Genomic DNA, 26625 nt, shown 5'->3' on the forward strand with positions numbered 1-26625 from the left:
CTTATTATACCAAATGTGATGCATGGGTGATGCATGGGTGATGCATGGGGACGGTTCTTCTGCATCATTTTGAGCAAGGAAAGGGTTGGGTTCCTGTTTTGCAAACGAAGGAAGTGAGGCACGAGAACCGTCCCCACGCCTCACTTTATGGTTTTAGGATTACCTTGACCCCTTGCTTTTGAACGCCGACTTCGAAGCCTTCGACTGCTTTTTCTAGCGGAAGGACATGGGAAACCAGCTTCAGATAAGGAAATTTTCCGGATGCAGCCATGGCGATGGTCCGCTTCAAGGTTTGTTCGGTTACCCCGTAAACCCCTTTTACCGTTACTTCCCCACGAACAATTTCGTTTGATGGCAGCACGGTTTCTTTGGCGGAAATGCCAACCAATAACAGTTCGCCGCCTTTTGTGCACATTCTGACCCCAGATACCATTGATTGATGGAATCCGCTAGTTTCAAACACATGGTCTACACCCTGACCGTTTGTCAGCTCGGATATGGCCTCCACATCGTTCACCTGATCGGCATATACAATATCCGTCGCGCCTAGCTCCTTGGCCAGCTGCAGTCTTTCTTCATCGACAGACAAGCCTGTTACAATCAGCTTTTTCAAGCCGAGGCTGGATAAGGATGCGATTAGGGAAAGACCGATTGGGCCCGGTCCGATGACAACAGCGGTGTCGCCTGGCAGAATGTCGGCGCGCTCAAGCGCACGTACGCCAATGCCAAGCGCCTCGAGCATGCCGGCCACCTCAATCGGCATCGTTTCCGGAATCGGCAGCACATTTTTATAATGAATCGCCGCGTATTCGGCCATTCCGCCATTTTGCCGGAAGCCATATTGCAGGGATTTTGCCGGCACCTTGTCCATCGCACCTTTACCATGGTCACAAAGATTCGTCCTGCCCCGCTGGCAATTCGCACATTCGCCGCAGGCCACATATGGATTGATAATGACCCGGCTGTCCAACAGGTGCTCATGGTCAGGATTGTTCACGCCAACGACTCGGCCGGCAAATTCATGGCCGAGAATGACAGGTGTCGAAACCCACTCATACGCACGCATCCCCTCGTACATGTGCAGATCGCTCCCACAAATGCTTACGGCCTCGACACGGACAAGCACTTCGTTTTCCTTCAGTTTAGGAGTTTCCACTTCTTTTACTTCTACCCCATGGTCTCTTGTTGCTTTGACAACTGCTTTCATGTTTTCTCACCCTTTCTTGATCCTTTTAAAAACTAATTACCACTCTTCAACCGCAATCGCCCTGATTGGTGAACCTGTTAACCCCTTTAAATTCAACGGGGTTCCGATAAAGTAGAAATGCTTTTTCGATAACTTATCTAAGTTGACGATGTTCTCCATAATGAGAATATTTCTGCTCAGCAAAGCAAGGTGGACATCCCGTTGCATATTGTCATTGATATCGGCATTCGCTAGGTCCAGGCCGATTGCTTTAATCTTGTTCTCCACAACCCAATCCCCGACAGAAGGAGCAAGTGATTTGCACTCATGGAAGCCTTCGCCATTCCATTCTCCGTCCCAGCAGCGGAACAGAACTATACTATTCTCTTTAATTTCAAGCTGATCCCTCTCAACCACCGCTTCTACCATTTCCCGCGTTACCGGTTCTGAGGGGTTTTTATCCGAACAATCAATTAAAACAGCGTCGCCCATAGTCGCATCAATCGGGATCTGTTCGATCGTTAAGCCATCTTTGAAAAAATGATAGGGGGCATCCATGTGCGTGCCGCTATGGTCAGACATCATGAAAATCTTGCTAGCATAGCCTTCACAGGGTGCCGTGTATCTTGGTTTGGAAAAATCGTGTGTGATATGATCCATGAACACTACTTTTGGATGGGATGGAAAAGAAACTAAGCCGTCGTATAACAATACAGATAAATCAACTGTTTTCATGATTTACACACCTCTAGTAGTTTATTTTTTAAAAATGAGCGTGCTGCTCTATTTCTTCAGCCATTTCATCAATTGAAGCAACTGGGCATTTTTCGTTTGAATGGCGTCAGTTTGGGAGTCCTTGTCCCAATCGTAAAACCCTTTGCCCGATTTGATCCCGAGCTCACCATTTTGCACTTTTTCCGAAAGCAGCCTGGAAGGTTCGGTCCTGTTCTCCAAATCCTTATAAAGGTAAGACGCAATGTGGTGATGGACGTCCAAGCCGTTCAGGTCTCGCTGCTCGAGTGGACCGGTGAATAGAAGCCGGACCCCAAGACTCCAGCGGACAACCGTATCGATTTCCTCCGCTGTCGCAATCCCTTCCTCCAGCAGCGAAATCGCCTCACGCGCCATCGCATGCTGAATCCGGTTGCCGATGAAACCCGGGATGTCTTTTCGAATCAGGACAGGTTCCTTATGGATTTTTTTGAAAAAACTCATGACTTCATCACAGACTTGATTCGAAGTCTCGTCCCCGCGGATGATTTCCACTAACGGAATAATCGCCGCCGGCATGAAAAAATGCGTGCCAATAAAGCGTTCGCGGTGCTTTAGCTGTTCGCTGATTTGGTTAATGGATAACCCCGAAGTGTTTGTTGCAAAAATTGTCGCCGGGCCGCAAATTTCTTCCAGCGTTTGAAAGAGTGTTTGCTTTAATTCTAAGATTTCCGGTATCGCTTCAATCACCATCCAGGAGTTTTGCGCATCTTGAAGGCTGTCTGAAAGTGAGATCCGGTCAAGTGCGTCATTCACTTCTTGTTCAGAGATAAACTCATATTCTCTTAGAATCTCATACTGGTCCCTAATTCTATCCACGGCTTCGTTCAGAATCCCTTGATTCTGTTCTACCATGTGAACGTTTACATGATTTTGCGCAAGTAATTGAGCAATCCCTCTACCCATCGTTCCCGCACCAACAATCGTAATTTTTCTATCTTCCATATGAGCGTGGTCCCTCCTTAATTTGAAAATAAAAAAACCCAGCCCCATAAAAAATAAGAACAAACCCATCCTTATCTTTCAATGGAAAGCTAGGTATCCTAAATTACATGAAACGGGTAATTTCACCATTAAGAAACTGCTTCTCATTCACTATTAAAACTGTTTATATTATTATGATATTTCGAAATTTAGTTTTCGTCAAGTGATGCATAGGGACGGTTCTCGTGCATCAAAATGGGGCTAACTGAAGCAAGGGGAGACATGGGGAAGGTTCTTCTGTTACCAAAAAGTTTTTCATAGAGAAATAAATGAGGCAGGAGAACCGTCCCCATGCCTCAACCGTGAAACCTCGCGCTATATATGTTATATTTCCTTGTATTAAGAAATTTTAGTATTGGGGTTGACTACTTTGATTGAGTACACTGAGCTGCATCATGTAAGTTTGAATGTTACAGATTTAAGCAGGGCTAAGAAATTTTATAGTGAGATACTATGTCTAAAAGAACTTACCCGACCTGCTTTTGATTTTGAAGGAGCTTGGTACGGTATAGGGAATCAACAGCTGCACTTAATCGTGCTTCCCCACTCGCAAACCCTTCGGCAAGACAAAAGCTTAAGCAGCAGGGAAGGACACTTTGCCCTTCGAGTCAAAAACTATGCAGAAACTTTGGCTTGGCTGAAAAAGAATGGAGTAAACGTCCTAGAAAAGCCAAACAGTGTCAGCGGCTTTGCCCAAATCTTCTGCGCCGACCCGGATGGAAATCTCATAGAATTAAACGTCGATCAATCGGAGTTGTGATGCACGGGTGAGGCACGGGGACGGTTCTCGTGCATCAAAATGGGCTGGGCGGAGGAAAGAAAAATGAGGCAGGAGAACCGTCCCCATGCCTCATGCTCTAAATATCAGATTAGGCGATACCCCTAAAATTCTTGCAGCCTGGCGTTGGGATACACCTTTGATTGTTTTTACTTTTTGAAAGACTTCCTTTCTTTGCGCCTTTGGCAATACCTTTACGCGAGTGATATCCCCAGGGCCAAGCAGTTTCTTAATGACGACCCTTGCCTCTTCGTCAGGCAGCCTTCTTCTTTTTTCTTCCAAGCATTCATCGTTGTTAATTTTTTCGTTATATTCTTTGAATTTTTCCATCGCAAAGGTTTGATCAGGGGAAATTTTTTCGAAAATAAAATTTGCATCAAGCAGCTTTCTACCATCACGGTGTTCACTATAATACTCACGGCAACTGCTCCATCTCCATTCATTTGGACTGTCTGCGATTCCAGCCTTAACGGGATTTTGATGAATGTACCTAGTAACTGTTAGTAAATACCTATTATCTTCTACATTTTCACTTCTGAATCGCCCCTGGAACAAATGCCCTGTCGTGTCGTACTTCCAGTTATAATACGAGGCATAGCTGACACCAATCCGCTTCATCGTATTGGAAATGGTTTCAATACCTTCCCGGATAAGGAGATGGACATGATTGCCCATCAAACACCAGGCATATATCTCCAAGTCCGATTCCACTTTATACTTTACTAAAATATCAAGAAACCTATTACAATCGTCATCATCATGGAAAATCTCCTGCCGATTCGCTCCTCTCCACATAATATGGTAAACACCGCTCATACTCTTCAACCTTGCACTTCGGGGCATCACAATCACCTAACCTTGAATTTAAATGGGGAAACAAGGTGAAGCACGGGGACGGTTCTTATGTCTCAAAAAATGTACAAAGGCCGTATTAAATAAAAAGTTTTGTAGACCAAATAGTTATTATTAAGGGAATAGTCATATAGAAGTAGTGTAAAAGTGGATTAATTAAGAAGCGCGAGAACCGTCCCTAGGTTCTGCCTGGTTCCTGGGGTTTATCTGAGGTTACAGCTCTATCATATAATATTTTAAATTGCTTTTCATCTTTTTACCATTTAGGGGGTGCAAAAAATTAGAGGCATGAGAACCGTCCCCATGCATCAGTGGCGAATCAAAAAATGATGCATGAGAACCGTCCCCATGCATCATTCTTTTTACTGACCTTCTGTTTTCTTTGAGTTTTCCTGGGCCTTTTTGGCTTGTTCGGCCTGCTTCTGTGCTTTTTCGCGTTGTTGTTCCAGAGCCTTTTGGGCTTGTTCTTTCGCTTGTTCTGCCTGCTTTGCGGCCTCTTCACGTTTTTGCTCTGCTAGTTTTGCCGCATCAGCACGTTTTTGTTCCTCTATTTTAACTGCCGCCTCACGCTGGCTTTCTGCCAGTTTTTGCGCTTCTGCTTTAGCTTGATTTACAGTGGTCTGTGCAACTGCCTTAACTTTCTCAAGAGGCTTTTGCTCAGTTTCCTCGGCAGCCTCATTCGTGGCTTTTTCAACATCTGCCGTATTTGCGGTATCTTCCGTAGACTCCATATTTACTTCTTCAGGTTGTTCATTGGTGGTTTCATCTTCCACTTCGCCCGCGGCTTGGTCGTCCCCAGTGTTTTCCTGCTTAAGCTCCAACTCCGCTAACTTCTTGTTGATTTTCTTTTCAATCTTTTCTTGGACTTTGCTGACATTCTTGGCTAACGCCTCTTTTGCACGAGGATTGTCCACTTTTTCCAAAGCGGTCTGCAACGCTAACAGGTTAGCAGCAAACTTAGCCTCAATCGCTGCCCGGACTGGGTCAACAGGTGCTGCCGTTTCGTCGCCTTCAACAGTTGTACCATCATCGTTAGTCGCTGGTTCATCTTCAGACGTCCCAGGCTGAGAATCCTCAACCGCCTCACCTTGCTGATATTTGGCCAAAGCCAATTCCTGTTGTTCCAGCGCTTGTTGAAGCGTTTCATTGGCTAATTCCTCTTCGCCAGAAGCAAGCAACGCCTCTGCCTCTTTAATGCGTTCCTCCGCGAAAGATGCCAGCAACTCGGACTCTTTTACTTCATCAAAGGTTAACGCTAATTGAACATTCTCCATTAATTTTTTTACAAAGTAGAAAAAATCTCCAGGTAGTAAAGATGGTTCTTCACCTGATACTTCTGTCGTACCCTCTGTTTGCGTAGCATCGGTTGTTGTTTCAGTAGTATCTGCTGCAGCCCCCGCATCCACGGTAGTTGTTGGTTCGGAAGCCTCCGAAGATGTTGCCTCTGCATCGGTTGATTCAAATTCAGTAGTTGTATCAACTGTTTGTCCTTCCTGAACCGTCTGATCCTGTTGAACAGTGTCTTCTGTTGGTGTAGCAGTCGTCACGGGTTCCTCCGCGAACGCCGAGCCTGCTCCACCAGAAAACACAAATCCCGCAGCTACGACACTTGTCGCAAGAACATTGCGAACCTTTTTGAACGACTGATTACTTTTTTGCATAAAAAAATTCCTCCTAAACTAGTTTTTGTTTAAAGGAAGAATCTCGAAATAAACTCTATTAAACTAGAGCCTTTTCGCGATTCTTCATTTGGCAACCCAGCCGCCATAGCGATATATGCCTTAGGCCTGTGACTTTGCGTCTCTACCTTTCGATAGATTTGCCTTTTACAAATGAAGAACGACACCCAAAAGACTCCCGTCCATCATTTTCTACTTAAATATATAACAAACAACAAAAAATGAGTAGATGGTCCCGTTAAAATGATGCAGAGGGACGGTTCTTATGCATCAAAATAGTTGTCAAACCCTTAAATAACAAAACTATGCTCCAAAAAATGATGCACGAGAACCGTCCCCATGCATCACTCAATCAACAGAGCCCATTGTTTGGAATACTTCGTTTGTTTGTGGGGTGACGTAGAGGGTTCGGCTTGGGAAGGCTATTTCTACTGCCTCTTCCTCTAGTATTGCCATGATTTCTAGATTGATTTCGTGTTTGATTTTTACGTGTTCTGCCCAAACGGTCGAGTTTGTGAAAAAGTAAATCAAAACATCGAGACTGCTCTCATTATAGTGGTCGAACGCGACCATAATGGTATCCGGGTGGATTTCTTCATGAGTCCTTAGCAATTGTTCAATCCGCCTTACTACTCGTTCCAATTCTTCCTTCGTGGTTTTATAGTTAAGTCCTAAGTGAAAATCGATCTTTCTTTTTCCCATACGGCTCCAGTTCGTAATCGCTTCGTTCGCGAGTGTCGCATTTGGAACCGTCACTAGAGCTTGGCTAAAGGTTCGAACCTTCGTGCTTCTAAAATTGATATCTTCGACGATTCCCTCAACGCTCGGCGTCTTGATCCAATCTCCAATCGAAAAAGGTTTTTCCGTGACAATCACGACCCCGCCAATGAGATTCCCAACAGCTTCCTTTGCCGCTAAAGCAAAGGCAAGTCCCCCTAAGCCAAGGCCGGCAACCAATCCATTGACATCATAATTAAATTCCTGCCCGATAATACTGATACTAATGGCGATAATAATGACGCGAATGGTCCTCGAAATAAACGGAAGAAGAATCAAATCAATCTTATTGTTCATTTTTTCATTAACACTGATCAATATTCCTGTGCTAGGAGAGGACAAATTAAACAATCCCCATGTAATTAAAACAATGATCATCGAACGCAAAAATTTGATAAACAACGCATTTTGCTGCTCCATAAAAGGGAAATAATCCATCGCCAGGTACAAACCTACAATAATAAACGCCCACCCTAAAGGACGCTCAAAACTCAAACAAATCTGTGTTAAAAATTCAGTCGGTGTTTTGCGGGCCAATTTTACAATCAACTGAAACACATATTTGGTAAACAGGTTTCTAAAAAGAATAAATACAGCCAAAATTCCAATCGAAATTCCTAAATTTTTTAACATGTCATAGTCTATGTCCGCCGTTGAAAAAGCCAATACCAAAGAATCCAAAGACATTTCAAAAATACCTTCCCTCTACTCCAAGACTTTATAACATCATTAAACCATTACAACGAAATATAATAACTTTTTAAAAAAAATAATGGAATACATCAATAGTCTCAGATTGAAGCACGGGGACGGTTCTCTTGCCTCACAATTGCCTGTACTGAGTCAGCTTTGAGGCAGAGGGACGGTTCTTATGTTTCAAAAAATGGTGTACTAGAAGTCAAAAGTCAATCCGATTATTACCAATAGTTAAGTTAGGGGAAATGGCGGGCAACAACTGAAATGAGGCACGAGAACCGTCCCTACGTATAATGACGCGGAGTACGATAGTACATGGTCTGGTTAAAGGCTGGATAGATTGAGTTAAAGTGTATAAAGATGTTTGCATCGAGCAGTTCGGGATACTGACGGAAAAGACATTGGTCGCCATAGATGATAGCAGATAGGGCAAGGTTCAATTCACGCTGGAAGATCAGGAATCGCCGCTGTGCCGTTTGTTCATCAAATTCCCCTCCACTCACATACACATTTCCGCTTAAAATAGGCGCCCCCTTCTTTGTTGTCATCCATTCTGCCATTACTTCATCACGCTTGGAAACGTTAATACCTGTTAAATCATAATGATAGCCAATGCTCAAAAACAAGTCACCTGTCGTATCGGAATGTGTCAAAGTGTATTTTCGGCCATAAACCTGCAACGATGGTGAGGAAGGCAAGCAGTTAACATGCAGCTTAGAAGGATTGAAATCAGGATTCATAAACATACTCCCTATAAAAGATTTAACCCTTTATAGAATATTTCGAAAAAATGAAGACTGTGAACCATTCTGGCGGTACTTTTGTTTAGAGTAACTGGCGATGATGCATGAGAACCGTCCCCATGCATCAAAAGACCTGTTTTTGGCCGATTTACAATATTCTCAAATTCTATTAATAGCGGCTCAATATTTCTCCTGTATTTTTAGATATGAAATACATATTCTTACAGGAGTTGATGGAAGAATGAGAAAGAGTTTAGTAGCAGGATTGGCTTGTTTGTCTTTGGCGGTAACGGCCGCCGCCCCTTATGCCGCATTGGCCAAGCCGATTGAAATTTCTCCGACTGAAAATGGACAATCGACTTTGCGCCCGCTTACCTCTGATGTGGCGGTGATTGCCCACCGCGGTGCCTCCGCTTATGGCCCGGAACATACTCTTGCAGCCTACAAGCAGGCGATGACGCTGAAGGCAGATTATGTAGAATTTGATTTGCAAATGACCAAGGATGGTCAGCTGATCGCGATGCATGATGAAACACTGGCGAGGACAACGAATGCCAAGGAGCTTTATCCGGACCGGGCACCATGGCGGGTAAAGGATTTTACCCTCGATGAAATCAAGCGTTTGGATGCAGGTTCCTGGTTTAACAAAGCTTACCCGGACAAGGCGAAACAAGCGTACATCGGACAGCAGGTACCAACCCTTGAGGAAGCCATCGAGTTTGTCAAACAGCACGGAAACGGCAAAGTCGGCCTCTATATGGAAACAAAAGCACCGAACGTTTACCCTGGAATGGAAGAGAAAGTCATTGATATTTTGAAAAAAACAAATGTCCTTGACAGCGAAATGCTTTTTCTAGAGTCGTTCAGCGAGGACTCACTGCGTAAGTTAAAAACACTTGCCCCTGATGTCAAGCTGATCCAGCTTTATACTGGAGCCATGCTGGCAGGTAAGGATGTCCATCAGGAAATGAAGCGAATCTCTGAATACGCTGCAGGGGTCGGCCCAAGTAAGGAGCTGGTTGTTCCGAAGCTGATGGAGGCTGCCCACCAGAACCAGCTTCTCATCCACCCGTGGACCGTAAATGCTCAGGACGATATGGTTTCATTGCTTTCCCTGGGTGTGGACGGTGCGTTTACCAACAATACGGACCTGCTTGTCGATTTAGTTGAAAAACCGTTTATTTCACATGGAGTGGCGAGCGGGGATGTAACCGATTCGTCTGCGATTCTATGGGCACGCACTAACGCGGCAACAAATGTTCAATTTGAAATTTCCACGGACAGCACTTTTAAGAAAGATACAATTGTTAAAACTAGCCCCGCTGATGTGGCGCATGATTTTACAGTGAATGTAAAAATTGACGGGTTGAAGCCAGATACAACCTATTATTACCGTGCCCATGCGGTATCCAGCAAATATAACGTGAACGGTTCCTTCAAAACCGCACCGGAAGAAAACAGCTTAAAACCGTTAACCATGGTTTGGGGCGGGGATACCGGCGGCCAGGGAGAGATCCCGCCATTTAAATCGTACAAATCGATGGCAGCTTTAAATCCAGACTTCTTCCTGTTCAGCGGGGACACCATTTATGCTGATAATGCAACACCGGCCGTTCCGAATCCTCCGTCTGAAACCGTACAGGATTTCTGGGCGAAGTATAAGGAGAACCGGACCGATGCCGGGCTGCGCAGCCTTTTGCAAAAAACAGGAACCTTTGCCATTTGGGATGACCACGAGGTAATCAATGATTTTTCCGGACCGTCCCAGCCGCTGACTCCTACCGGATTGCAGGCATTCAAGGACTACTGGCCGATTTCAGGTGAACGCAGTGAGGCAGACAAGCTTTATCACAAATATTCTTGGGGCAACACGATGGATATGGTCATCCTTAATAACCGGGGATACCGCTCACCGAACACCGAGGCCGATGGAGCGGATAAAACCATGCTTGGCGATGAGCAGGTACAATGGCTTAAGCAGCAGCTTCTTGAGTCAGATGCCAAAGTGAAACTAGTCGCAACTTCTGTGCCAATCTCAATCCCAACCGGCAAAGCAATGGCACGGGACGGATGGGCAAATGGCAACAATGTCAACCCGAATGACCCGACCGGCTATGAGAACGAGTTCAAGGAAATCTCTGATTTTATTATCGAAAAAGGAATCAAGAACGTCTTTTTCGTCACGACCGATGTCCATTTTGCGGAAGTCATCAAGTATGACGCCAACCACGACGGAAAAGCGGATTATAACGAACTCATCAGCGGCCCAATCGGCGCGGTAAAAATAAACCCTGGCACATTGGACCCAACCTTCGGACCTGAAAAACTATACGCAGAAGGCAGCTTCTTCAACTACGGCGTCTTCCGCGTCGACCCAGCAACACAACAGGCAACAGTAGAAATCCAAGACGAAAACGGCAAAACCCACTTCAGCCACACCTTCGAACTGGAGTGATGGAGTGAAGCATGGGGACGGTTTTTGCGTTTCAAAATAGTGGTCAGGCAATGCAACTACCAAAAAACAACGTACTAAAATGAGGCATGAGAACCGTCCCTCTGCCTCTTTCATAATTTACAGGGGATGATGTGCATGGAACAAGTAAAAAAGAATTTCAATTTTCTATTGCGGATACTTCCACGGGCTCTGCAACTATTTTTGAATGTGACGCTTGTCTTGCTGGCTACCATTCTAGCAATATTATTGGTGAAAGAATTACTCATTTTTGGACGGATGTTAATGGACAATGGCAGCCATGACCACCAGCAGTTTTTTGCCAATATCCTGCTCTTCTTTTTATATTTTGAGTTCATCGCGATGATTGTTAAATACTTCAAAGAACAATACCATTTTCCGATTCGATACTTCCTATACATTGGCATTACCGCCATGATCAGGCTCATTATAGTGGAGCACGATTCTGCTATAAACACCTTAATCAACGCACTGGTCATCCTAATCCTTATCATCGGCTACTTCCTCTTAAACCTAACCCCCCGCGAAAGACCCGAGAGGGTTTGGAGGCATAGTTGATGCATGGGGACGGTTCTTCTGTTTCAAAATAGGATAGAAGAACAAAATCACACCACGATAGCACTTTGATAATCCTTTCATCCCTGCGAAGGTGCCACCAATTCCACTTTCATTCTATCCGGGTCTTCAAAATACACCGCATAATGGTCTGTTCCGCCGGCAAAGGGATGTTTGTCCTCATATAAAATCGGTACATTTCTATCTTTCAATTTACTCGTTATTTCCTCAACCTGCTGGCGGGAGTTTGCATGAAAGGCCAGATGATTCAGCCCCACACGGCATCGGTGATATGCTACATTTAAATATTTTTCCTCTGCCTGCACAAAAACAAGATAAGTTTCACCCAATTTCCAGCTCTGGCCCCGATCCCATTTTTGATGCACTTGATAACCTAAATCCTCCAAAAACCATCCCCAAAAGTCAGCCGATATCTTTAAATTTGAAACATATAGCTCTATATGATGGATTAATCCTTGCGACACTTAAAATCCTCCTAATTGGCTTATTTGCATCATCCATTTCCATCATAATCGAATTTCCTTGATAAAACTGCACCTATTTATTAGTGGCGGATTAGGTGAAATATGGTTTGGACTATCTACAGAATTGAGGCACGAGAACCGTCCCCATGCTTCACCATGTTCCACATTAATAAATTAAACTTGTCTGTTATAATGAAATTATTACTGAAAATGAGGCATAAGAACCGTCCCCATGCCTCAAAAGGTGGCTTGATTTTATGCATATTGAACAGTTTGAGTATGTGATTGAGGTGGCGAGGAGGGGGAATATTTCGAAGGCAGCGGATCGGCTGCATGTTTCTCATTCTGCTGTTAGTCAGGCAATTTCGAGCCTGGAAGCGGAGCTTGGGATTCCTATTTTTATACGGTCACGATCTGGGAGCACGTTTACTGACAAAGGAGAAGCGGTTCTTAAATTATCCTATGAAATTATGAATAAAATCACGGAGTTAAAAGAATTGGGCCATCATTCGAAGGAAATGCCGGGCAGCTTATCCATTTCAGCATCCGCTATTTTCTTCTCCACATTTCTGCTAGAAGCTATAAAATCATTTAAATTAGAATATCCACAGATCCAAATGGAAATCGATTCAAATACGCTTGTTCCCATTATCGAAAAAGCGAAAAGTTTCCAAACGGATATTGGTTTAATAATGGGCACTGATGAAACACATAAGGAAGTCTCCCGTTATATGAATGCCCGAATTATTTATACCATCAAGCTAATGGTAGCGGTTAGTAAAAACTCTCCATTAGCTAAAATGGATGTGATTACTCCCAAAGAGATGTTGAACTACCCTTTAGTCATCCGGAATGAACGGCCAAACCGAAAAACATGGGAGGATATCTTTTTAAGGTATGGCCAAGGAAACATATTATGTTATACAAACAATGACGAAGTGATGAAAAATGTGATCGCAAACGATTTAGCCATCGGCTTCTTTACTGATTTGATGAAAAAAGATCCGTTGGTTGTACGGGGCGATATTTGCTTAATCCCTTATTTTGATCCAATTGAAGTGCCAAACTACCATCTCATCTGCATCCAAGCAAAGAATAAATATTCCTCCATCGTTGAGAAGGAATTCATTAAATGTTTGCTGGAGTCCATTGAATCTTACAAATCAGAATTATAATCTTTCTTTTTTGAAAAAAAAACACTCTTAGCAGCCTATTATTACCTGCTAAGAGTGTTTTTAACAATTATATAATTTGGCTAACTTCTGAAGAATCTGCTCCTTTTAATACCCTCTTTTCACTCGGTTTAAGCAGCGTTAACGCGATAATCGAAATGATACAGCAAATCGTCACATACGTACCAATGGCAGTAGTGCTTTTGAATTTTTCCAATAGGGTTAATGAAATCGTTGGAGCCAGTCCTCCGGCGATTATAGAAGCAAACTGATAGGCAATGGACGAGCCGCTAAACCGTAAATGCACTGGGAAAATTTCCGAAATCAGCGCTGCCTGCGGACCGTACACCACGGCCGGCCCTACACTGGCAAGCATGGTGGCCAAAATAATTAGCCCCTTTTCCTCTGTATTCACTAAATAAAAATACGGGAAAGCCATTGCCAATGTCATGATCATCCCAGCAAGCGTGATATTTCTCCGGCCGATTCGATCCGATAAATGAGCTGACAAAGGGACGACGACTAAGAACACGACGGAAACAAGTAATACTGCATTCGTAATAAATTGTTTATCTAGTTTGAGATGCACGGTCGCATAGTAGATGGCAAAGGTAGTATAAATATAGAACGGCACATTGTCCGCCAGACGCGTAAACGCCGCCAGAATAATCTCTTTAGGATATCCTTTAATCGATTCAAGCACTGGTGATTTGGCGGTGCGGTTCTCCTTTTTCATTTTTGCGAACTCTGGAGATTCCTCAATCCCAAGACGGATATATAAGCCAATAAAGACAAGAATGATACTTAAAATAAATGGAATTCTCCATCCCCATACCCCAAAGTTATCGCCGGTTAGAAAGATACATAGCGAAACAATGGATGTAGAGGCTAACATTCCGATTGGAACACCCAATTGCGTCATACTTCCCATTAAACCGCGGGATTTTTTAGAACTCCATTCAACGGAAAGGGTAACCGACCCGCCCCATTCGCCGCCAACACCAATTCCTTGAAGGAACCGGAGAATAACAAGCAGGACAGCTCCATACACGCCGATGGAATCGTAGGTAGGCAATAATCCCATCACCGTACTGCTGACTCCCATTAACAATAACGAAGTGACCAAGGCCGCCTTTCGCCCGATTTTATCACCGTAGGAACTAAAGATAATCGCCCCAAGCGGACGCGCCAAAAACCCGATAAATAATGTGATGAAAGATTGCAAAACCCCCATAAAGGCAGTTGATTCTGGAAAAAATAATTTTGGAAAAACTAATGCTGCCATGGTTCCATATAGGAAAAAGTCATACCACTCGATCGAAGTTCCTACAATACTGGCTAGTGCCACTTTTCTCATCTGCTTCTTACGTACTTTTTCAGTTACCTCCATACCCATCCCACCTCTTGTTTCGTAAATTTATGATTTTTTTCAAACTAGCTTTTCACTAAAACGCTGGCGCAAAAGATTCTTATTATACTTTCCGTTGGCATTTTTAGGGATTTCATTTGTAAAAACATATCGGTCCGGCAGCCACCATTTAGGGAACCTGGCACCTAACCATTGGGTAAGCTCTTGTTCTAGTAAACTTGTATTTCCATCCTGTTTAAGGACGACATACGCCAGCGGACGTTCCAGCCATTTTTCGTCAGGCATCGCGACAACACATGCTTCCGCCACTTCCGGATGGGCCATTAATTCATTTTCAAGTTGAACGGAGGAAATCCACTCCCCGCCGCTCTTGATCAAATCCTTATTCCGATCGACAAGCCGAATCGCCCCTTGTTTGTTAATCGTGGCAATGTCGCCACTCTTCCACCAGCCATTGTCGAAGGAAGAGGCGGAACGCTCATCATTCAGATATTCGCTGGCCACCCATGGGCCTCGGGCCAGAATTTCGCCCATTTGCTGGTCATCCCATAAGACTTCTTCGCCGAATTCATCGACGATTTTCATTTCAATTCCAGGAATTAAGATGCCCTGTCTGGTGCGATAATGTATATTTTCACTCTCTGAGTTGTTGTCCTGATCTTTTCTAAAATGCAAAAATGTAATTAGTGGGGAAGTTTCTGTTGCGCCATAGCCTTGGACGACCGGAACGCGGTGTTGATAGAGAAATTTTTCAATAATTGCCTTAGGTGGTGCTTGTCCCCCAAGGAAAAGTGCTCTTAAACTGGAAATTTGATAGGGATGCTCTTCTAAAATATTGGCCATATCAACGCCGATGGTGACGGCTGCAGCCGTTACGGTGACACTCTCGGATTCTATTAATGACAATAGCTGATGAGCATTCGGGCGAGTACCCGGCAATACTAACTTTGCGCCTGTGGCAATAGCGGCATAAGGCAGCCCCCAGGCATTAACATGGAACATGGGAACGATGGGCATGATGCAATCTTTCTCTGAGATGGCGGTTACATCTGTATAAAGCAAGGCTGAGGTGTATAAGTATAGGCTTCTTTGCGTGTAAGTAACTCCTTTAGGAAGCCCCGTGGTAGCTGATGTAAAGCAAATGGTGGCAGGCGTATACTCGTCCAGCATGTTAAACTGGAACTCCGGTTCCGCCCGATCTAGAAGCTCTTCATAACAATAAAGCGGCGAAAGCTTTGTTTCGGTATCGGGAAGGTTCTTGCCAAGGAAGACATATGCCTCGATATTAGGCAATTGCGGCGAAATCGCTTCCACAATTGGCAACAAATCTTCATCGAAAAATAAAACCTTATCTTCAGCGTGGTTAATGGTATAGATAATTTCGGGATTGCCGTAGCGAATATTAACGGTATGCAGCGCTGCACCATAGCACGGGACTCCTAAATACAGCTCCAGATGCCGATGATTATTCCAGGCCATCGAAGCAATTTTATCCCCTTTTTCAATGCCTAAGGATTTTAAAACGTTAGCTAATCTCTTTACCCGCTGATAAAATTCCGCGTAATTGTAACGAAAAATCGAACCATCCGACTCCCGTGAAACAATCTCTTTATCAGGAAAAAACCTAGCCGTCCTCTCCAAAAACGTCCTTAAATTCAACTGTAACGAATTCATATCCATCCCCTTTCTCAAATAATCATAAAATTTAGAATTATCTACATTATAAAGTTAATCTTGATAAATAAACAGTTAAACTTACCGACATATCTGTAAGTTTAACTTACACAAAAGTGATGCATGGGGACGGTTCTTTTGCCTCAAAATTGTAGGTTGCCATGGAATATTTGCGTTAACAAGCTAGTAATCTTAAGGATAGTTTTAAGTGGAGAATCTTGCTTTTTTTATGATAAGAAAAACCCACACAAAAGTCATCCAAATGTTATCTGGATGCCTTCCCTTTTGAGTATAAGTACTATAAGGTCAAACCGTGACTAGCCTCGCCTTATTTTTCTTATGAGATGGAAATTTTTTATACGCCTTTTTCTGGCCACGTTCCTCCGGGTCTTCCTCCAATTCCCTGCACATATGATGATAATAGGTGCAGTTCAATGCCTAATTTCGAAGCGGAGGTTTTTTACATGAAAAGGTGGTTAGCGGCTTTCTTTGCTGGTCTTTTGTTGCTTTTAAGCAGTTGTTCCTTTTTGAACAGCGCATATGATACGCTTGACTATGTAAAGGACGCCAAGAACTATTTAGAAAAGGTATCGCAGTTTTCCAATGAAATCCCTCCACTTATCACACAGGCTGCTGAGAGCCAAACAGCAGCAAATGACCTCAAAACAAAGCTCCTGCAAATGAAAAAAGAAATTGAATCCTTTAATTCCCTCAAGGTCCCGGAAACGGCGGCTGAATTTCACCAGCAAATCATCCAGCAAAATGCCCTTTTAGCTGATCAAATTGACATTTATTTAAAAAATATAATGGACGGCAAACTTGACCCTTCTCTTCTCGAAGAAGCGAACGAACTGTTGCAGCCTATAAAAGAAATCAAAAGCATTGTGGAACAGCTCCAAAAGTTAGGAGCCCAAGTACAGGAAACCCTCGGGTCGAAGAGGTCGGCCTAGAAACCCGGTCACTGTTTATATGCCTATTAAGATCACAAAAATGCTCTTCTCAATTGGGAAGAGCATTTTTTAGAAAAAACCAGTTGTGAAGGACGTCACTCTCAGAAATTTCTATAACGACACATCCTGAAATCAAAAAAAATCCGCCTGACCCGCCGATTAGGGCTCCATAGAGAGCTCCGATTTGTCCAACCCCTCGGAGTGTGTGATGCAAGAACCGTCCCCGTGCATCACCGAGCATATTTCTTGAACTCTTTTAAAAATAGGCAGAACATAAAGATAGAGAAAGCGCTGATAATGATTCTCAGCGAAAATAAGAGCGGTTTCATTACGGCGAGTTTTCGAAATATACATCAAAGGGGAGATTCATCATGATTTATGCAAATCCTAATACTGAAGGGGCAGTTATTCATTTCAAAGAAAAATATGATAACTTTATCGGCGGCAAATGGGTTGCACCGGTAAAAGGCCAATATTTTGATAACAAGTCCCCGGTTACAGGTGAAGTTTTTACAAAAGCAGCCCGTTCTTCAGCAGAAGACATTGAGCTTGCTTTGGATGCAGCCCACGCTGCCAAAGATGCCTGGGCAAAAACCTCTGCAACGGAACGTGCCAGCATTCTCAATAAAATTGCTGACCGTTTAGAAGAAAACTTAGAAATGATCGCAGTGGCTGAAACGTGGGATAACGGGAAAGCCGTACGCGAAACCTTAAATGCTGATATTCCTTTGGCTATCGACCACTTCCGCTACTTCGCCGGTGCCATTCGTGCACAAGAGGGCCGTACGACTCAATTAGACAATGATACGGTCGCCTACCACTTCCACGAGCCTCTTGGTGTTGTCGGACAAATTATTCCATGGAACTTCCCAATTTTAATGGCAGCATGGAAAATTGCCCCAGCACTAGCCGCAGGTAACTGTATTGTCCTAAAACCAGCTGAACAAACTCCAGTATCCATTTTGGTAGTAGTAGAGTTAATCCAAGACCTGCTTCCTGCCGGTGTACTCAATGTTGTCAACGGCTTTGGTATTGAAACCGGCAAACCGCTTGCCACCAATCCGAGAATTGCAAAGGTTGCCTTCACTGGTTCAACTGCTGTCGGCCGTCAAATTATGCAATATGCAACCGAAAACATTATCCCTGTCACTCTCGAACTTGGAGGGAAGTCTCCTAACGTATTCTTTGAAGACGTAATGGACAAAGATGATGAATTTTTAGATAAAGCCATCGAAGGCTTTGTGATGTTTGCCTTAAATTCCGGCGAAATTTGTACATGCCCTTCTCGCGCTTTAATCCAAGAATCGATCTATGATAAATTTATCGAACGTGCTTTGGAACGGGTAAAAGCAATCAAAGTGGGCAACCCGCTTGATACAGAGGTCATGATGGGTGCTCAAGCTTCCCAAGCACAAAAGGATAAAATCCTTTCTTATATTAAACAAGGTAAAGAAGAAGGTGCCGAGCTGTTAATTGGCGGCGATGAAAACCATCTTGGCGGCAGTCTGGAAACTGGTAACTATATTCAGCCAACAGTCTTCAAAGGCAACAACAAAATGAGAATCTTCCAAGAAGAAATCTTTGGCCCAGTGCTCGCTGTTACCACTTTCAAAGATTTTGACGAGGCGATCGAAATTGCCAACGATACATTATATGGTTTAGGTGCCGGTGTATGGTCACGCAGCGGCGACATTGCTTACCGTGCTGGACGTGCCATCCAAGCCGGACGGGTTTGGACCAACACTTATCACCAATATCCAGCAGGGGCTGCTTTTGGCGGTTATAAACAATCCGGTATCGGCCGTGAAAACCATGCGATGATGCTTGAACACTATCAACAAACAAAATGCTTATTAGTAAGCTATGATCGCAAAGCACAAGGCTTCTTCTAAATCGAAAGGAACGAAGGAAAATGGCCGAACGCTTGGCTGTAACAGATGAAGCACTTCATTTCATCGAGTATATGAAAAAAACGCACGGGCCGATCTTGTTTTACCAATCAAGCGGCTGCTGCGACGGCTCCGCCCCGATGTGCTATCAAGAAGGCGACTTTCGCCTAGGCGATGCTGATATTTGTTTTGGCAGCATCGGCGGCGTCCCTTTCTACATGCACAAAAGCCAGTACGAATACTGGCAAAATACCAAACTCATCATTGACGTCGCTGACGGGCGCGGCCCAGCATTCTCGCTCGATAGCGTAGAAGATCGACATTTTATCACGCGCATAGAGATATAAATGTGATGCATGGGGACGGTTATTTTGCCTCAAAATGGTTTGGATAATGCATGAGTTAAACGAAAATTTTTGTGTAAATAAAGGCCCGACTAGCTTATATCGGCTAGTCGGGCCTTTTCATCGGTAAGGCTTCGTATTGCGACCTTGAAATGATGCACGGGAACCGTCACACGCACCACTCCCACACACATGGAATGATGCACGAGAACCGTCCCCATGCCTCACCCAATCTGCTGCTCCATTTCCTTAAGAATGTTCTCTAATGTAACTACAATACCCTTATCATCCTTGTAGCAGATGTGGTTTGGGCGGAAGTGGACGGGGGAGTCCAGTCCGGCCGCTGCCGCAATTCGAAATAGTCCTTGTCGCAGTGTGACAAGGTAATTTACCACACGGTATTTCTTCTCATCTACTACGAGTGCATATTGCAGGTCAGGGTCTGTGGTGGCCACTCCCACCGGACAAGCATTCGAGTGACACTTTAGCGTTTGAATACAGCCGACAGTAATCATAAACCCACGGGCAATGTTGACCAAATCCGCCCCCATCGCTATGGCAATGGCAATCCGGTCGGGCGTAAACAGTTTCCCCGCAGCAATGATTTTCACGCGGTCACGCACACCATATTTTTTCAAGGTTAGATCTAATATAGGAAGCGCTGACTTAATCGGCAGGCCAACGCTATCAATTAATTCTTGATAGGATGCGCCCGTTCCGCCTTCGCCGCCATCGACGGTAATGAAGTCCGGACCTTTTCCGGAGTCCTTCATATATTTGGCGAGTTCCTCCGCACTATCAGGACTACCGATGACAATCTTCATACCAACCGGCTTCCCTGTATGCTCGCGAATTTTTTCAATAAAATCACACATCGACGCGATATCGCCAAATTGTTTAAAGCGATTCGGGCTGTCCACCGATTTATAGGGCTCGACCTTGCGGATGGCAGCGATTTCCGGATTGACCTTTTCTGCGTCAATATGCCCGCCGCGGGTCTTTGCCCCTTGCGCAAGCTTGATTTCAAAGGCCTTCACCTGCGGAATCTCACTTTTTCGCTTTAATTCGTCCCAATCCATTTCCCCATTTTCGTCACGAACCCCGAACATGGCCGGGCCAATCTGCATAATGATGTCGGCACCGCCCTCCAAATGATATGGGGACAAGCCGCCTTCGCCGGTATTCATCCAGGTCCCCTTCGCAAGGGCCAAACCTTTGGAAAGCGCCGTAATGGCGTTTTTCCCCAATGCGCCGTAACTCATCGCTGACATGCCGATTAAGCTTTTGACAACGAAAGGGTGCCTGGTTTTGGGACCAATCACGACCGCATCATCATCATGCAGCAAGTTGGCCAGCGCATCGTCATCCTCCCATTTTTCCTTCCGGTCCGTAAACAGCGGGTCATTTAGCAAAATATATTTTTTCGTCGTAACCATTGTTTCCTGGTCCATTTTGATTTCTTCGTTTAGTTTCGGGAACATAGAATTGCGGACAAAAAATCCCTCTTCATCAAAATCGCGTCTCGACCCGAAGCCCACGACATCCCGCTTATACTTCGCGCTCCTGACAATGTGCTCATAATCATCCCGCGAAAAAGGCTTTCCTTCCGTATCATTGTTAAACCAATACTGCCGCATCTCAGGGCCAATTTTTTCAAAAAAATAACGAATCCGGCCCAACGCGGGATAATTCCGCAAAATCGAATGCTGCTTCTGTTTCCGGTCGAAAACCAACAAATACCCGATAAAAAGAACCACACCCAGCAGCACAAGCGCAATAAAAACAAACTCAATAATCACTAATATATTGGCGATTTCCATCATTCCCAGGCTCCTATCAAATCTAGAATTTAATATAGACTTAATATTCGCCGATGTTGGGAAATTTATGTAATAAGTGATGCATAGGGACGGTTTTTTTGCCTCAAAAATGGATGCTGGCAGGGAACATAGTCAATTCTTAGCACTAAAATGGTGTACTCAGCTTTGAATGGCAGAACTACCGGCTGAAATGATGCATGAGAACCGTCCCCGTGATACGAGAATCTTTCTTTTCCAATAAGTTATAATAAACTCTAGCAATGGATAGGCAAAAAACATGGGGGCGATTCTCTCAAGCCAAAATTTAATAAGATTGATGCACGAGAACCGTCCCTCTGCCTCAAGAAAGGAAGGTTTAGATGAAAAACACGAATTCGTTATCTGAAACTATTAATGTAATGCAAAGTCATGTCTCTGTCCGCAAGTATTTGGCGGAACCGATCCCGAAAGAACATTTGTTGGAAATCCTCAGGTCGGGGACTAGTGCGGCGTCCTCGCATTTTGTCCAGGCGTATTCGATTATCCGCATCACCGACAGAGATAAAAAGGACCAAATCGCTGAACTTGCAAAAAATAAGCATATCAGTGACGCTTCCGAATTTTTATTATTTTGCGGTGATTTAAAGCGCCTGGAAGCTGCCGGCAGGAAGAATGGGATTGTCATTGAACATGATAATTTGGAAAATTTTATAGTTGCAACAGTCGATACCGCCCTCATCGCCCAAAATATCATCACGGCGGCGGAATCACTAGGTTACGGCGGCTGCTATATCGGCGGTGTCCGGAATACTCCCGGCCCGATTAGCGAGCTTGTCGGTCTTCCAGACAAAGTATTTCCACTATTTGGACTATGCTTAGGAGTTCCTGCCGAAAGGAACGAGGTAAAACCAAGACTGCCGTTAGACGCGATTCTCCATGAAAATGTCTACGATGAGGAGAAATACGAGAGTTTACTTGATGACTATGACCAAACCATGAGCAGCTACTATCAGATGCGTTCTACCAATAACAAAAATACTAACTGGACTGAGTCCATGGCCCATTTTATGAAGGATAAGAGAAGAACGCACATGCGGGTGTTTATGGAAAGCAAAGGATTTTATTTGGAATAAATAGAATTCGTATCCGGTTTAGGTGCAAATTCAAATAATAGTTTAATAAATAATATAAAAAACATGGATATATTCATCTTTTTACTCCCATTTAAGTAAGAAGTAAGTAAGCATCGGTTATACTCTAACCGATGCCCAAACTAAAGATGAGGCACGAGAACCGTCCCCATGCCTCACTCAAGCTCCTCAACCGCTTCATTCACATACATGAGATGCCTGACAAACGCCTGATTAAGCTTCCGAAAATGCTCTATCCTCAATTTTCTAAAGTATTTTCTTTCCCATTCCTTTACCGTCTCCTCAACGATTGCGCGGCCCTTGAGTTCTATATATTCAGAAATACTTTTGTTCTCAAGTTCTGACAATTTTAGAACATACAGCTGTTGTAAAAAGAAATGATGATATCGTGTTACCGCCTCGTTAATGTCTTGCTTTCGTTTCTCTACTGCCTTATCCTTTGTTAAGACACCCACCAAAACAGTGGCAAGGGCTGCAAAGAGTGCAATAGGCGGAAACACGTTAAAAAGGGCGTATGTTAGAGTATGCCAGCCCATCGCGAGACCAACCGTGCCAAATACGGCTGAGCCGATTCCCATGGCCAATACTGTTTCCGCGTCCCCGTACTGGAAATTGATTTTTAAATTGGCCTTGGTTGTTTGGGTAAGAGAAAACGCAGATATCCGTTTCATGTCCGGGACGTTGTCTGCTATCCGCTGCATCCAAGCGTCTTTATACCTTTTGGCAGCTGCTTCAAAAATTTGCGTAACCTGATTTGTTACCGTCTGATTACTCAAATGCTTCTCAAGCACCTTTTCCACAATCGATTTAGTATCCACTAAATGCTGGTCAGCGATTACTTTTTTACCTTGAATCTCTTTTGAAACCAAATTGATTTTATCAATCGCAAAATTATAAAGCTGGCCGCTTTTCTTTGTCGTGTCCCGAAGGCCGCTATACCAGGAACCATCCTGGTTAATCTCTGCATACATTTTCCGCTTCTTTTCCTGAAAAAAACGGGTCATTTCCTGCTCAACTTCATTCATGAATTGGTTATAAATTTGCGGCATAAATTCAAGCAGGTTATTCTTCTTCATTGTCATTTCATCAGTTATATTTAAATACTGGCTGCTCTGAGCCTGGATATGTAATTGCTCCTTGATTAATCCAATATGCAGCTGATCCGGTGTGTTGGCCTTTATAATGAGCTCATGACTTTCCTTCACAGCCGCTTTCAACGCTTGTTCAATGTTCTCTCCCATTGCCGGGTCGACACTTTTTATTTCTGTCAGAACCGGTTGAAACGCCTCTAATTTTAAGATTTCTTTTTTAAAAATAAAATCCAACATAATCACCTACCCTATGGATAAAGAGACCTTTCGAAGAATGGAAGCTGTAGGTTTAATGATTTCTTTGACCCTGGTAAACGTCTTTTCGGGATTTTCTAGAGCATAGTTGATGCTGATGGCGGCAGCGACGGATGCCAAACAACCAATCCAGACGGGACCGCCAACTATACTGCCTGCAAGCAGCGCCCCTCCTGAAACAATCGCTCCCTTTCCCCCTTTAACCAACGTTTCCTTTTTACTGTCGCTTTTTATAAGCGAATAGACCAGGCCTCCGGCAGCAACAGGAAAAAGAACTGGATTTCCACTCGCAATCGACGAAAGAATATAAGCTCCTGACAGCTTTGATACTGCGGTTGGGTCCTGCTTTTTTCCGACCAACAACGCCGATAATAGTCCAATACTGCCGCCCAATAATTCCGGAGCATTAACGGTTAGGGCATCGGCTAGAAAAGGTTTGGAAATACCGAACGACTGGACAATCCCAGCAAGATTATCCCATTGGTCAGAAGTTAGGGAGAAAAAGGGATTAATTCCGGAAACAGAAGCAATGTCCCTCAGTAAATGCTCCCCTGCCTGTAAAAACTCCGTAAGAAATGAATCATCCGCCTTTACATCCTTTACAGCACGAAAGGCTCCCCAAACAGAATGCTGTCCATCTAGCAGGTGGTGGTAGGCAGAACCCCCTACATGGATAGAATTATAGACAGAGTCAATCGCTCTATCATAGTCATCGAAATTATGGTTAAATTGCTGCGCCATCCACTGTGCCAGCGAATGACTGCCTGTAACCAGACCGGCATCCATTGCAATGGGAATTCTGCCGTCTCCTGATAAACCCATTTGAATATTTTTTAATCTCTTCTCGTGTTCCATCATAGCCCTCATTTTTTACTAGACTTTTTATAGGAATATCATACCATTTATTTGTTATCGCCCAAAGTTGGTCATGTTATAATAGTCGCCCAGCCACTAGGCCCTGTTGGATTGTCTAATTGAACCGTATAAAAGACAAATAGAGCGAGCACCCATACCTTTTTATGTATAATAAAAATCAGATAATAAATATAATGGAGTGTCAGGTATGAAAGCAGTTTTTTTTGATTTGGATGATACCTTATATGATCAGTTAGAGCCGTTTCGGATAGCATTTGATAGTGTTTTTCCTAGTGTTAATAATATTTCAATAGTAGATTTATTTACGAAAAGCAGAGAGTATAGTGATAGAGTCTTTGCCCAAACAGAGTCCGGGGAAATGACTTTAGCACAAATGCATCGATATAGAATGGTACATGCCTTTCATGATTTGGGCAGGAAAATTTCGGATGATGAGGCTGATGAATTTCAAAAGGTGTATAAGGAACACCAATATAAGATTTCACTTATTCCAGAAATGAAAAGGATTCTGCAGTATTTATATAAGAAAAACATTCCCCTGTATATTACGACAAATGGTCCGTCAGCCCATCAGCGTTCAAAAATCAACGCCTTGGATATAGGGAACTGGATCCCGTCTGAACATATCTTTATTTCAAGTGAGATTGGTTTTGCTAAGCCGGACAAGGAATATTTCGATTATGTTAATGCCAAAACCAAAACTGGCAGTACTCATTCATATATGATTGGCGACTCATTTGCGAATGATATCGCAGGAGCAGTGCAAGCCGAATGGAGTGCGATTTGGGTGAATACAAAAAAACGGGCCAAGTCCCATCCTCATATCCAGCCCGAATACGAAGTAAATACCTATCAACAGCTGGAGGACATGATCAGGCAACTATTTTAAGACAGAAAAAAAGGGGTGAGCCTGGTTTATTACGGCGAAACCCCTTTTTTTAAAAAAATCATTTCTCTTCTCCAACCAAAGCTGGGGAAAAGTGAGGCATGAGAACCGTCCCCATGCCTCACCCAAATTTGAAAAACCAGCGGTGGAAACGTTGAGCTACGTATAGGGTGGCGTAGACTGAAATCCAAGAGACGTGCCATTCCCAGTGGATGTATTTTATTAGGTTGGTGAATTTTTCAAAAAGGACTTCTGAAATAATTAACACGGTTGTGATCACAGCTGTGTAAAGGATCCGTTTCCAAATGCTTTTATGAACCGGATAATGCAAGACATAAAAAATACTTATGACAGGATAGACCAAAAACTCAAAGGTGAAGCTCGTTCTGTTAACCGAGGCAAACTCCCGGACTGGGTATTCGATCCAATTTAACTCTGCCACAATAAGGCCTAAAGACCAAGTTATTAACTGCTGATAAACAAAAATGACACTTGCTTCATTTAAACGTCTTCTAGGGATTAAGACCAATGAGAAGATAGTGATGGACCAGATTGCATAGAGGAATGTCACTTCCATTCTTCCGATCCTCCCACTTCATGATGAGCCTGGAGCTTTGTGGTTCCCATAAGCCAAGCGATATATTTTCTGCAGACCCAAAATTCAAATACAAAATTAAAAAAGAATCTAATTAGTTGCTGGGCATCGACTCTCATAATTCTAGTAAACGTCGCTAGTAAATACATATATAAAATAATGCCCCCGGTGAAAAGAACGTAGTGGAGAATTACTCTTAGTTTCCCGCCCTGGTCGGGATACCAGCGATGAAAGACAACGGCCATGGTCGGATAGAACATAAACTCCGAGGTAAAACTAATTTTGGTTGCCTTTTCAAATAGGCGAACTTCCGTTGATAAGGAGCCAAAGGCTGTAAGGACAATGCCAAAAATCCAAGTTAATGACTGAAAAAAGAAAAAAACCGCCATATACTCCCGAATTCTTAGCCGCGGCACGACTATAAGCAAAGTGATAATAGAAACAATCCAAATCATTGCGATAATAAAATAATCGAAGTTCATATACTGCCTCCTTATGGAGGTAGTATTAGGAGTTTGTAGGATACAAATACTTTTGGGATTGTAAAAATTGTAAAAGACTTAGGAAAAACCAAGGGGACGATTCATCTGGCTTT

The 26625-nt window shown here is 43.6% G+C and carries 24 protein-coding genes and 1 riboswitch; of the genes, 9 read left to right on the top strand and 15 right to left on the bottom strand.

Going from position 1 to position 26625, the window contains the following annotated elements:
* Positions 1 to 145 precede the first annotated feature (145 nt).
* The 3 genes from V5M37_RS26680 to V5M37_RS26690 are packed head-to-tail and all read right to left on the bottom strand — an operon-like array spanning position 146 to position 2902.
* Positions 146 to 1207, bottom strand: a complete 1062-nt coding sequence (locus tag V5M37_RS26680) for a zinc-dependent alcohol dehydrogenase (protein ID WP_423799897.1) — start codon at positions 1205 to 1207, stop codon at positions 146 to 148.
* Positions 1208 to 1243: 36 nt separating this feature from the next.
* On the bottom strand, positions 1244 to 1921 hold the full coding sequence (locus tag V5M37_RS26685) for a cyclase family protein (protein WP_423799898.1): 678 nt from the start codon (positions 1919 to 1921) through the stop codon (positions 1244 to 1246).
* Positions 1922 to 1969: 48 nt separating this feature from the next.
* Entirely contained in the window at positions 1970 to 2902 is a 933-nt protein-coding gene (locus V5M37_RS26690) for a 3-hydroxyacyl-CoA dehydrogenase NAD-binding domain-containing protein (protein WP_423799899.1), read from the bottom strand.
* Between the two features lie 409 nt (positions 2903 to 3311).
* Between V5M37_RS26690 and V5M37_RS26695 the strand changes: the two genes are divergently transcribed.
* Positions 3312 to 3701: a VOC family protein gene (locus tag V5M37_RS26695; protein ID WP_423799900.1), complete on the top strand. Its 390-nt coding sequence runs from the start codon at positions 3312 to 3314 to the stop codon at positions 3699 to 3701.
* 90 nt (positions 3702 to 3791) lie between these two features.
* Here the strand turns inward: V5M37_RS26695 and V5M37_RS26700 are convergent, their stop codons facing one another.
* The 4 genes from V5M37_RS26700 to V5M37_RS26715 form a co-directional block, all read right to left on the bottom strand.
* Complete coding sequence (locus V5M37_RS26700; protein WP_423802690.1) at positions 3792 to 4535, bottom strand: transposase; 744 nt, start codon at positions 4533 to 4535, stop codon at positions 3792 to 3794.
* A gap of 398 nt (positions 4536 to 4933) precedes the next feature.
* Positions 4934 to 6232 carry a DUF5667 domain-containing protein gene (locus tag V5M37_RS26705; RefSeq protein ID WP_423799901.1) on the bottom strand — a complete coding sequence of 433 codons (1299 nt, stop codon included), beginning with the start codon at positions 6230 to 6232 and terminating at the stop codon, positions 4934 to 4936.
* An 87-nt stretch (positions 6233 to 6319) separates the two neighbouring features.
* A riboswitch (cyclic di-GMP riboswitch) is annotated at positions 6320 to 6405 on the bottom strand.
* Positions 6406 to 6598: 193 nt separating this feature from the next.
* Positions 6599 to 7714: a mechanosensitive ion channel family protein gene (locus V5M37_RS26710; RefSeq protein ID WP_423799902.1), complete on the bottom strand. Its 1116-nt coding sequence runs from the start codon at positions 7712 to 7714 to the stop codon at positions 6599 to 6601.
* 293 nt (positions 7715 to 8007) lie between these two features.
* Entirely contained in the window at positions 8008 to 8463 is a 456-nt protein-coding gene (locus V5M37_RS26715) for a staygreen family protein (RefSeq protein ID WP_423799903.1), read from the bottom strand.
* A gap of 244 nt (positions 8464 to 8707) precedes the next feature.
* Here V5M37_RS26715 and V5M37_RS26720 point away from each other — a divergent pair, with 244 nt between their 5' ends.
* Complete coding sequence (locus tag V5M37_RS26720; RefSeq protein WP_423799904.1) at positions 8708 to 10921, top strand: glycerophosphodiester phosphodiesterase family protein; 2214 nt, start codon at positions 8708 to 8710, stop codon at positions 10919 to 10921.
* Between the two features lie 135 nt (positions 10922 to 11056).
* Positions 11057 to 11497: a phosphate-starvation-inducible protein PsiE gene (locus V5M37_RS26725; RefSeq protein WP_423799905.1), complete on the top strand. Its 441-nt coding sequence runs from the start codon at positions 11057 to 11059 to the stop codon at positions 11495 to 11497.
* A 77-nt stretch (positions 11498 to 11574) separates the two neighbouring features.
* Here the strand turns inward: V5M37_RS26725 and V5M37_RS26730 are convergent, their stop codons facing one another.
* Positions 11575 to 11979 (bottom strand): VOC family protein, encoded by a 405-nt coding sequence (locus V5M37_RS26730; RefSeq protein WP_423799906.1) that lies wholly within the window; start codon positions 11977 to 11979, stop codon positions 11575 to 11577.
* Positions 11980 to 12236: 257 nt separating this feature from the next.
* Between V5M37_RS26730 and V5M37_RS26735 the strand changes: the two genes are divergently transcribed.
* A complete protein-coding gene (locus V5M37_RS26735) occupies positions 12237 to 13154 on the top strand; it encodes a LysR family transcriptional regulator (protein WP_423799907.1) in 918 nt (305 codons plus the stop codon).
* A 67-nt stretch (positions 13155 to 13221) separates the two neighbouring features.
* Here V5M37_RS26735 and V5M37_RS26740 read toward each other — a convergent pair whose 3' ends face one another.
* Positions 13222 to 14541 carry an MFS transporter gene (locus tag V5M37_RS26740; protein ID WP_423799908.1) on the bottom strand — a complete coding sequence of 440 codons (1320 nt, stop codon included), beginning with the start codon at positions 14539 to 14541 and terminating at the stop codon, positions 13222 to 13224.
* A gap of 39 nt (positions 14542 to 14580) precedes the next feature.
* A complete protein-coding gene (locus V5M37_RS26745; protein WP_423799909.1) occupies positions 14581 to 16194 on the bottom strand; it encodes a long-chain fatty acid--CoA ligase in 1614 nt (537 codons plus the stop codon).
* A gap of 464 nt (positions 16195 to 16658) precedes the next feature.
* On the opposite strand from V5M37_RS26745, the gene V5M37_RS26750 reads away from it, so the two are divergent.
* The 3 genes from V5M37_RS26750 (at position 16659) to V5M37_RS26760 (ending at position 19380) form a co-directional block, all read left to right on the top strand.
* Positions 16659 to 17144, top strand: coding sequence for a DUF6376 family protein (locus tag V5M37_RS26750; RefSeq protein WP_423799910.1), 486 nt, complete (start codon positions 16659 to 16661; stop codon positions 17142 to 17144).
* Positions 17145 to 17515: 371 nt separating this feature from the next.
* Complete coding sequence (exaC, locus tag V5M37_RS26755) at positions 17516 to 19036, top strand: acetaldehyde dehydrogenase ExaC (protein WP_423799911.1); 1521 nt, start codon at positions 17516 to 17518, stop codon at positions 19034 to 19036.
* A 20-nt stretch (positions 19037 to 19056) separates the two neighbouring features.
* On the top strand, positions 19057 to 19380 hold the full coding sequence (locus V5M37_RS26760; protein ID WP_423799912.1) for a DUF779 domain-containing protein: 324 nt from the start codon (positions 19057 to 19059) through the stop codon (positions 19378 to 19380).
* Between the two features lie 221 nt (positions 19381 to 19601).
* Here V5M37_RS26760 and V5M37_RS26765 read toward each other — a convergent pair whose 3' ends face one another.
* The gene (locus tag V5M37_RS26765; protein WP_423799913.1) at positions 19602 to 21197 is read right to left on the bottom strand and encodes an FMN-binding glutamate synthase family protein; all 1596 of its coding nucleotides are present in this window, start codon (positions 21195 to 21197) and stop codon (positions 19602 to 19604) included.
* Positions 21198 to 21556: 359 nt separating this feature from the next.
* On the opposite strand from V5M37_RS26765, the gene nfsA reads away from it, so the two are divergent.
* Positions 21557 to 22309: an oxygen-insensitive NADPH nitroreductase gene (gene nfsA / locus V5M37_RS26770; RefSeq protein ID WP_423799914.1), complete on the top strand. Its 753-nt coding sequence runs from the start codon at positions 21557 to 21559 to the stop codon at positions 22307 to 22309.
* Positions 22310 to 22482: 173 nt separating this feature from the next.
* Here the strand turns inward: nfsA and V5M37_RS26775 are convergent, their stop codons facing one another.
* Positions 22483 to 23655: a hypothetical protein gene (locus tag V5M37_RS26775; RefSeq protein ID WP_423799915.1), complete on the bottom strand. Its 1173-nt coding sequence runs from the start codon at positions 23653 to 23655 to the stop codon at positions 22483 to 22485.
* Between the two features lie 6 nt (positions 23656 to 23661).
* Positions 23662 to 24528 carry a hypothetical protein gene (locus V5M37_RS26780; protein WP_423799916.1) on the bottom strand — a complete coding sequence of 289 codons (867 nt, stop codon included), beginning with the start codon at positions 24526 to 24528 and terminating at the stop codon, positions 23662 to 23664.
* Between the two features lie 208 nt (positions 24529 to 24736).
* Between V5M37_RS26780 and V5M37_RS26785 the strand changes: the two genes are divergently transcribed.
* Complete coding sequence (locus V5M37_RS26785) at positions 24737 to 25438, top strand: HAD family hydrolase (protein ID WP_423799917.1); 702 nt, start codon at positions 24737 to 24739, stop codon at positions 25436 to 25438.
* Between the two features lie 118 nt (positions 25439 to 25556).
* On the opposite strand, the gene V5M37_RS26790 is transcribed toward V5M37_RS26785, so the two are convergent.
* Positions 25557 to 26012, bottom strand: coding sequence for a CBO0543 family protein (locus V5M37_RS26790; RefSeq protein ID WP_423799918.1), 456 nt, complete (start codon positions 26010 to 26012; stop codon positions 25557 to 25559).
* The gene (locus V5M37_RS26795) at positions 26003 to 26512 is read right to left on the bottom strand and encodes a CBO0543 family protein (RefSeq protein WP_423799919.1); all 510 of its coding nucleotides are present in this window, start codon (positions 26510 to 26512) and stop codon (positions 26003 to 26005) included. The genes V5M37_RS26790 and V5M37_RS26795 overlap by 10 nt, the downstream gene beginning before the upstream one ends.
* Positions 26513 to 26625: the final 113 nt, after the last annotated feature.

Source organism: Neobacillus sp. SAB-20_R2A, from assembly GCF_049568635.1.
GTDB classification, from domain to species: Bacteria; Bacillota; Bacilli; order Bacillales; family Cytobacillaceae; genus Neobacillus; species Neobacillus citreus.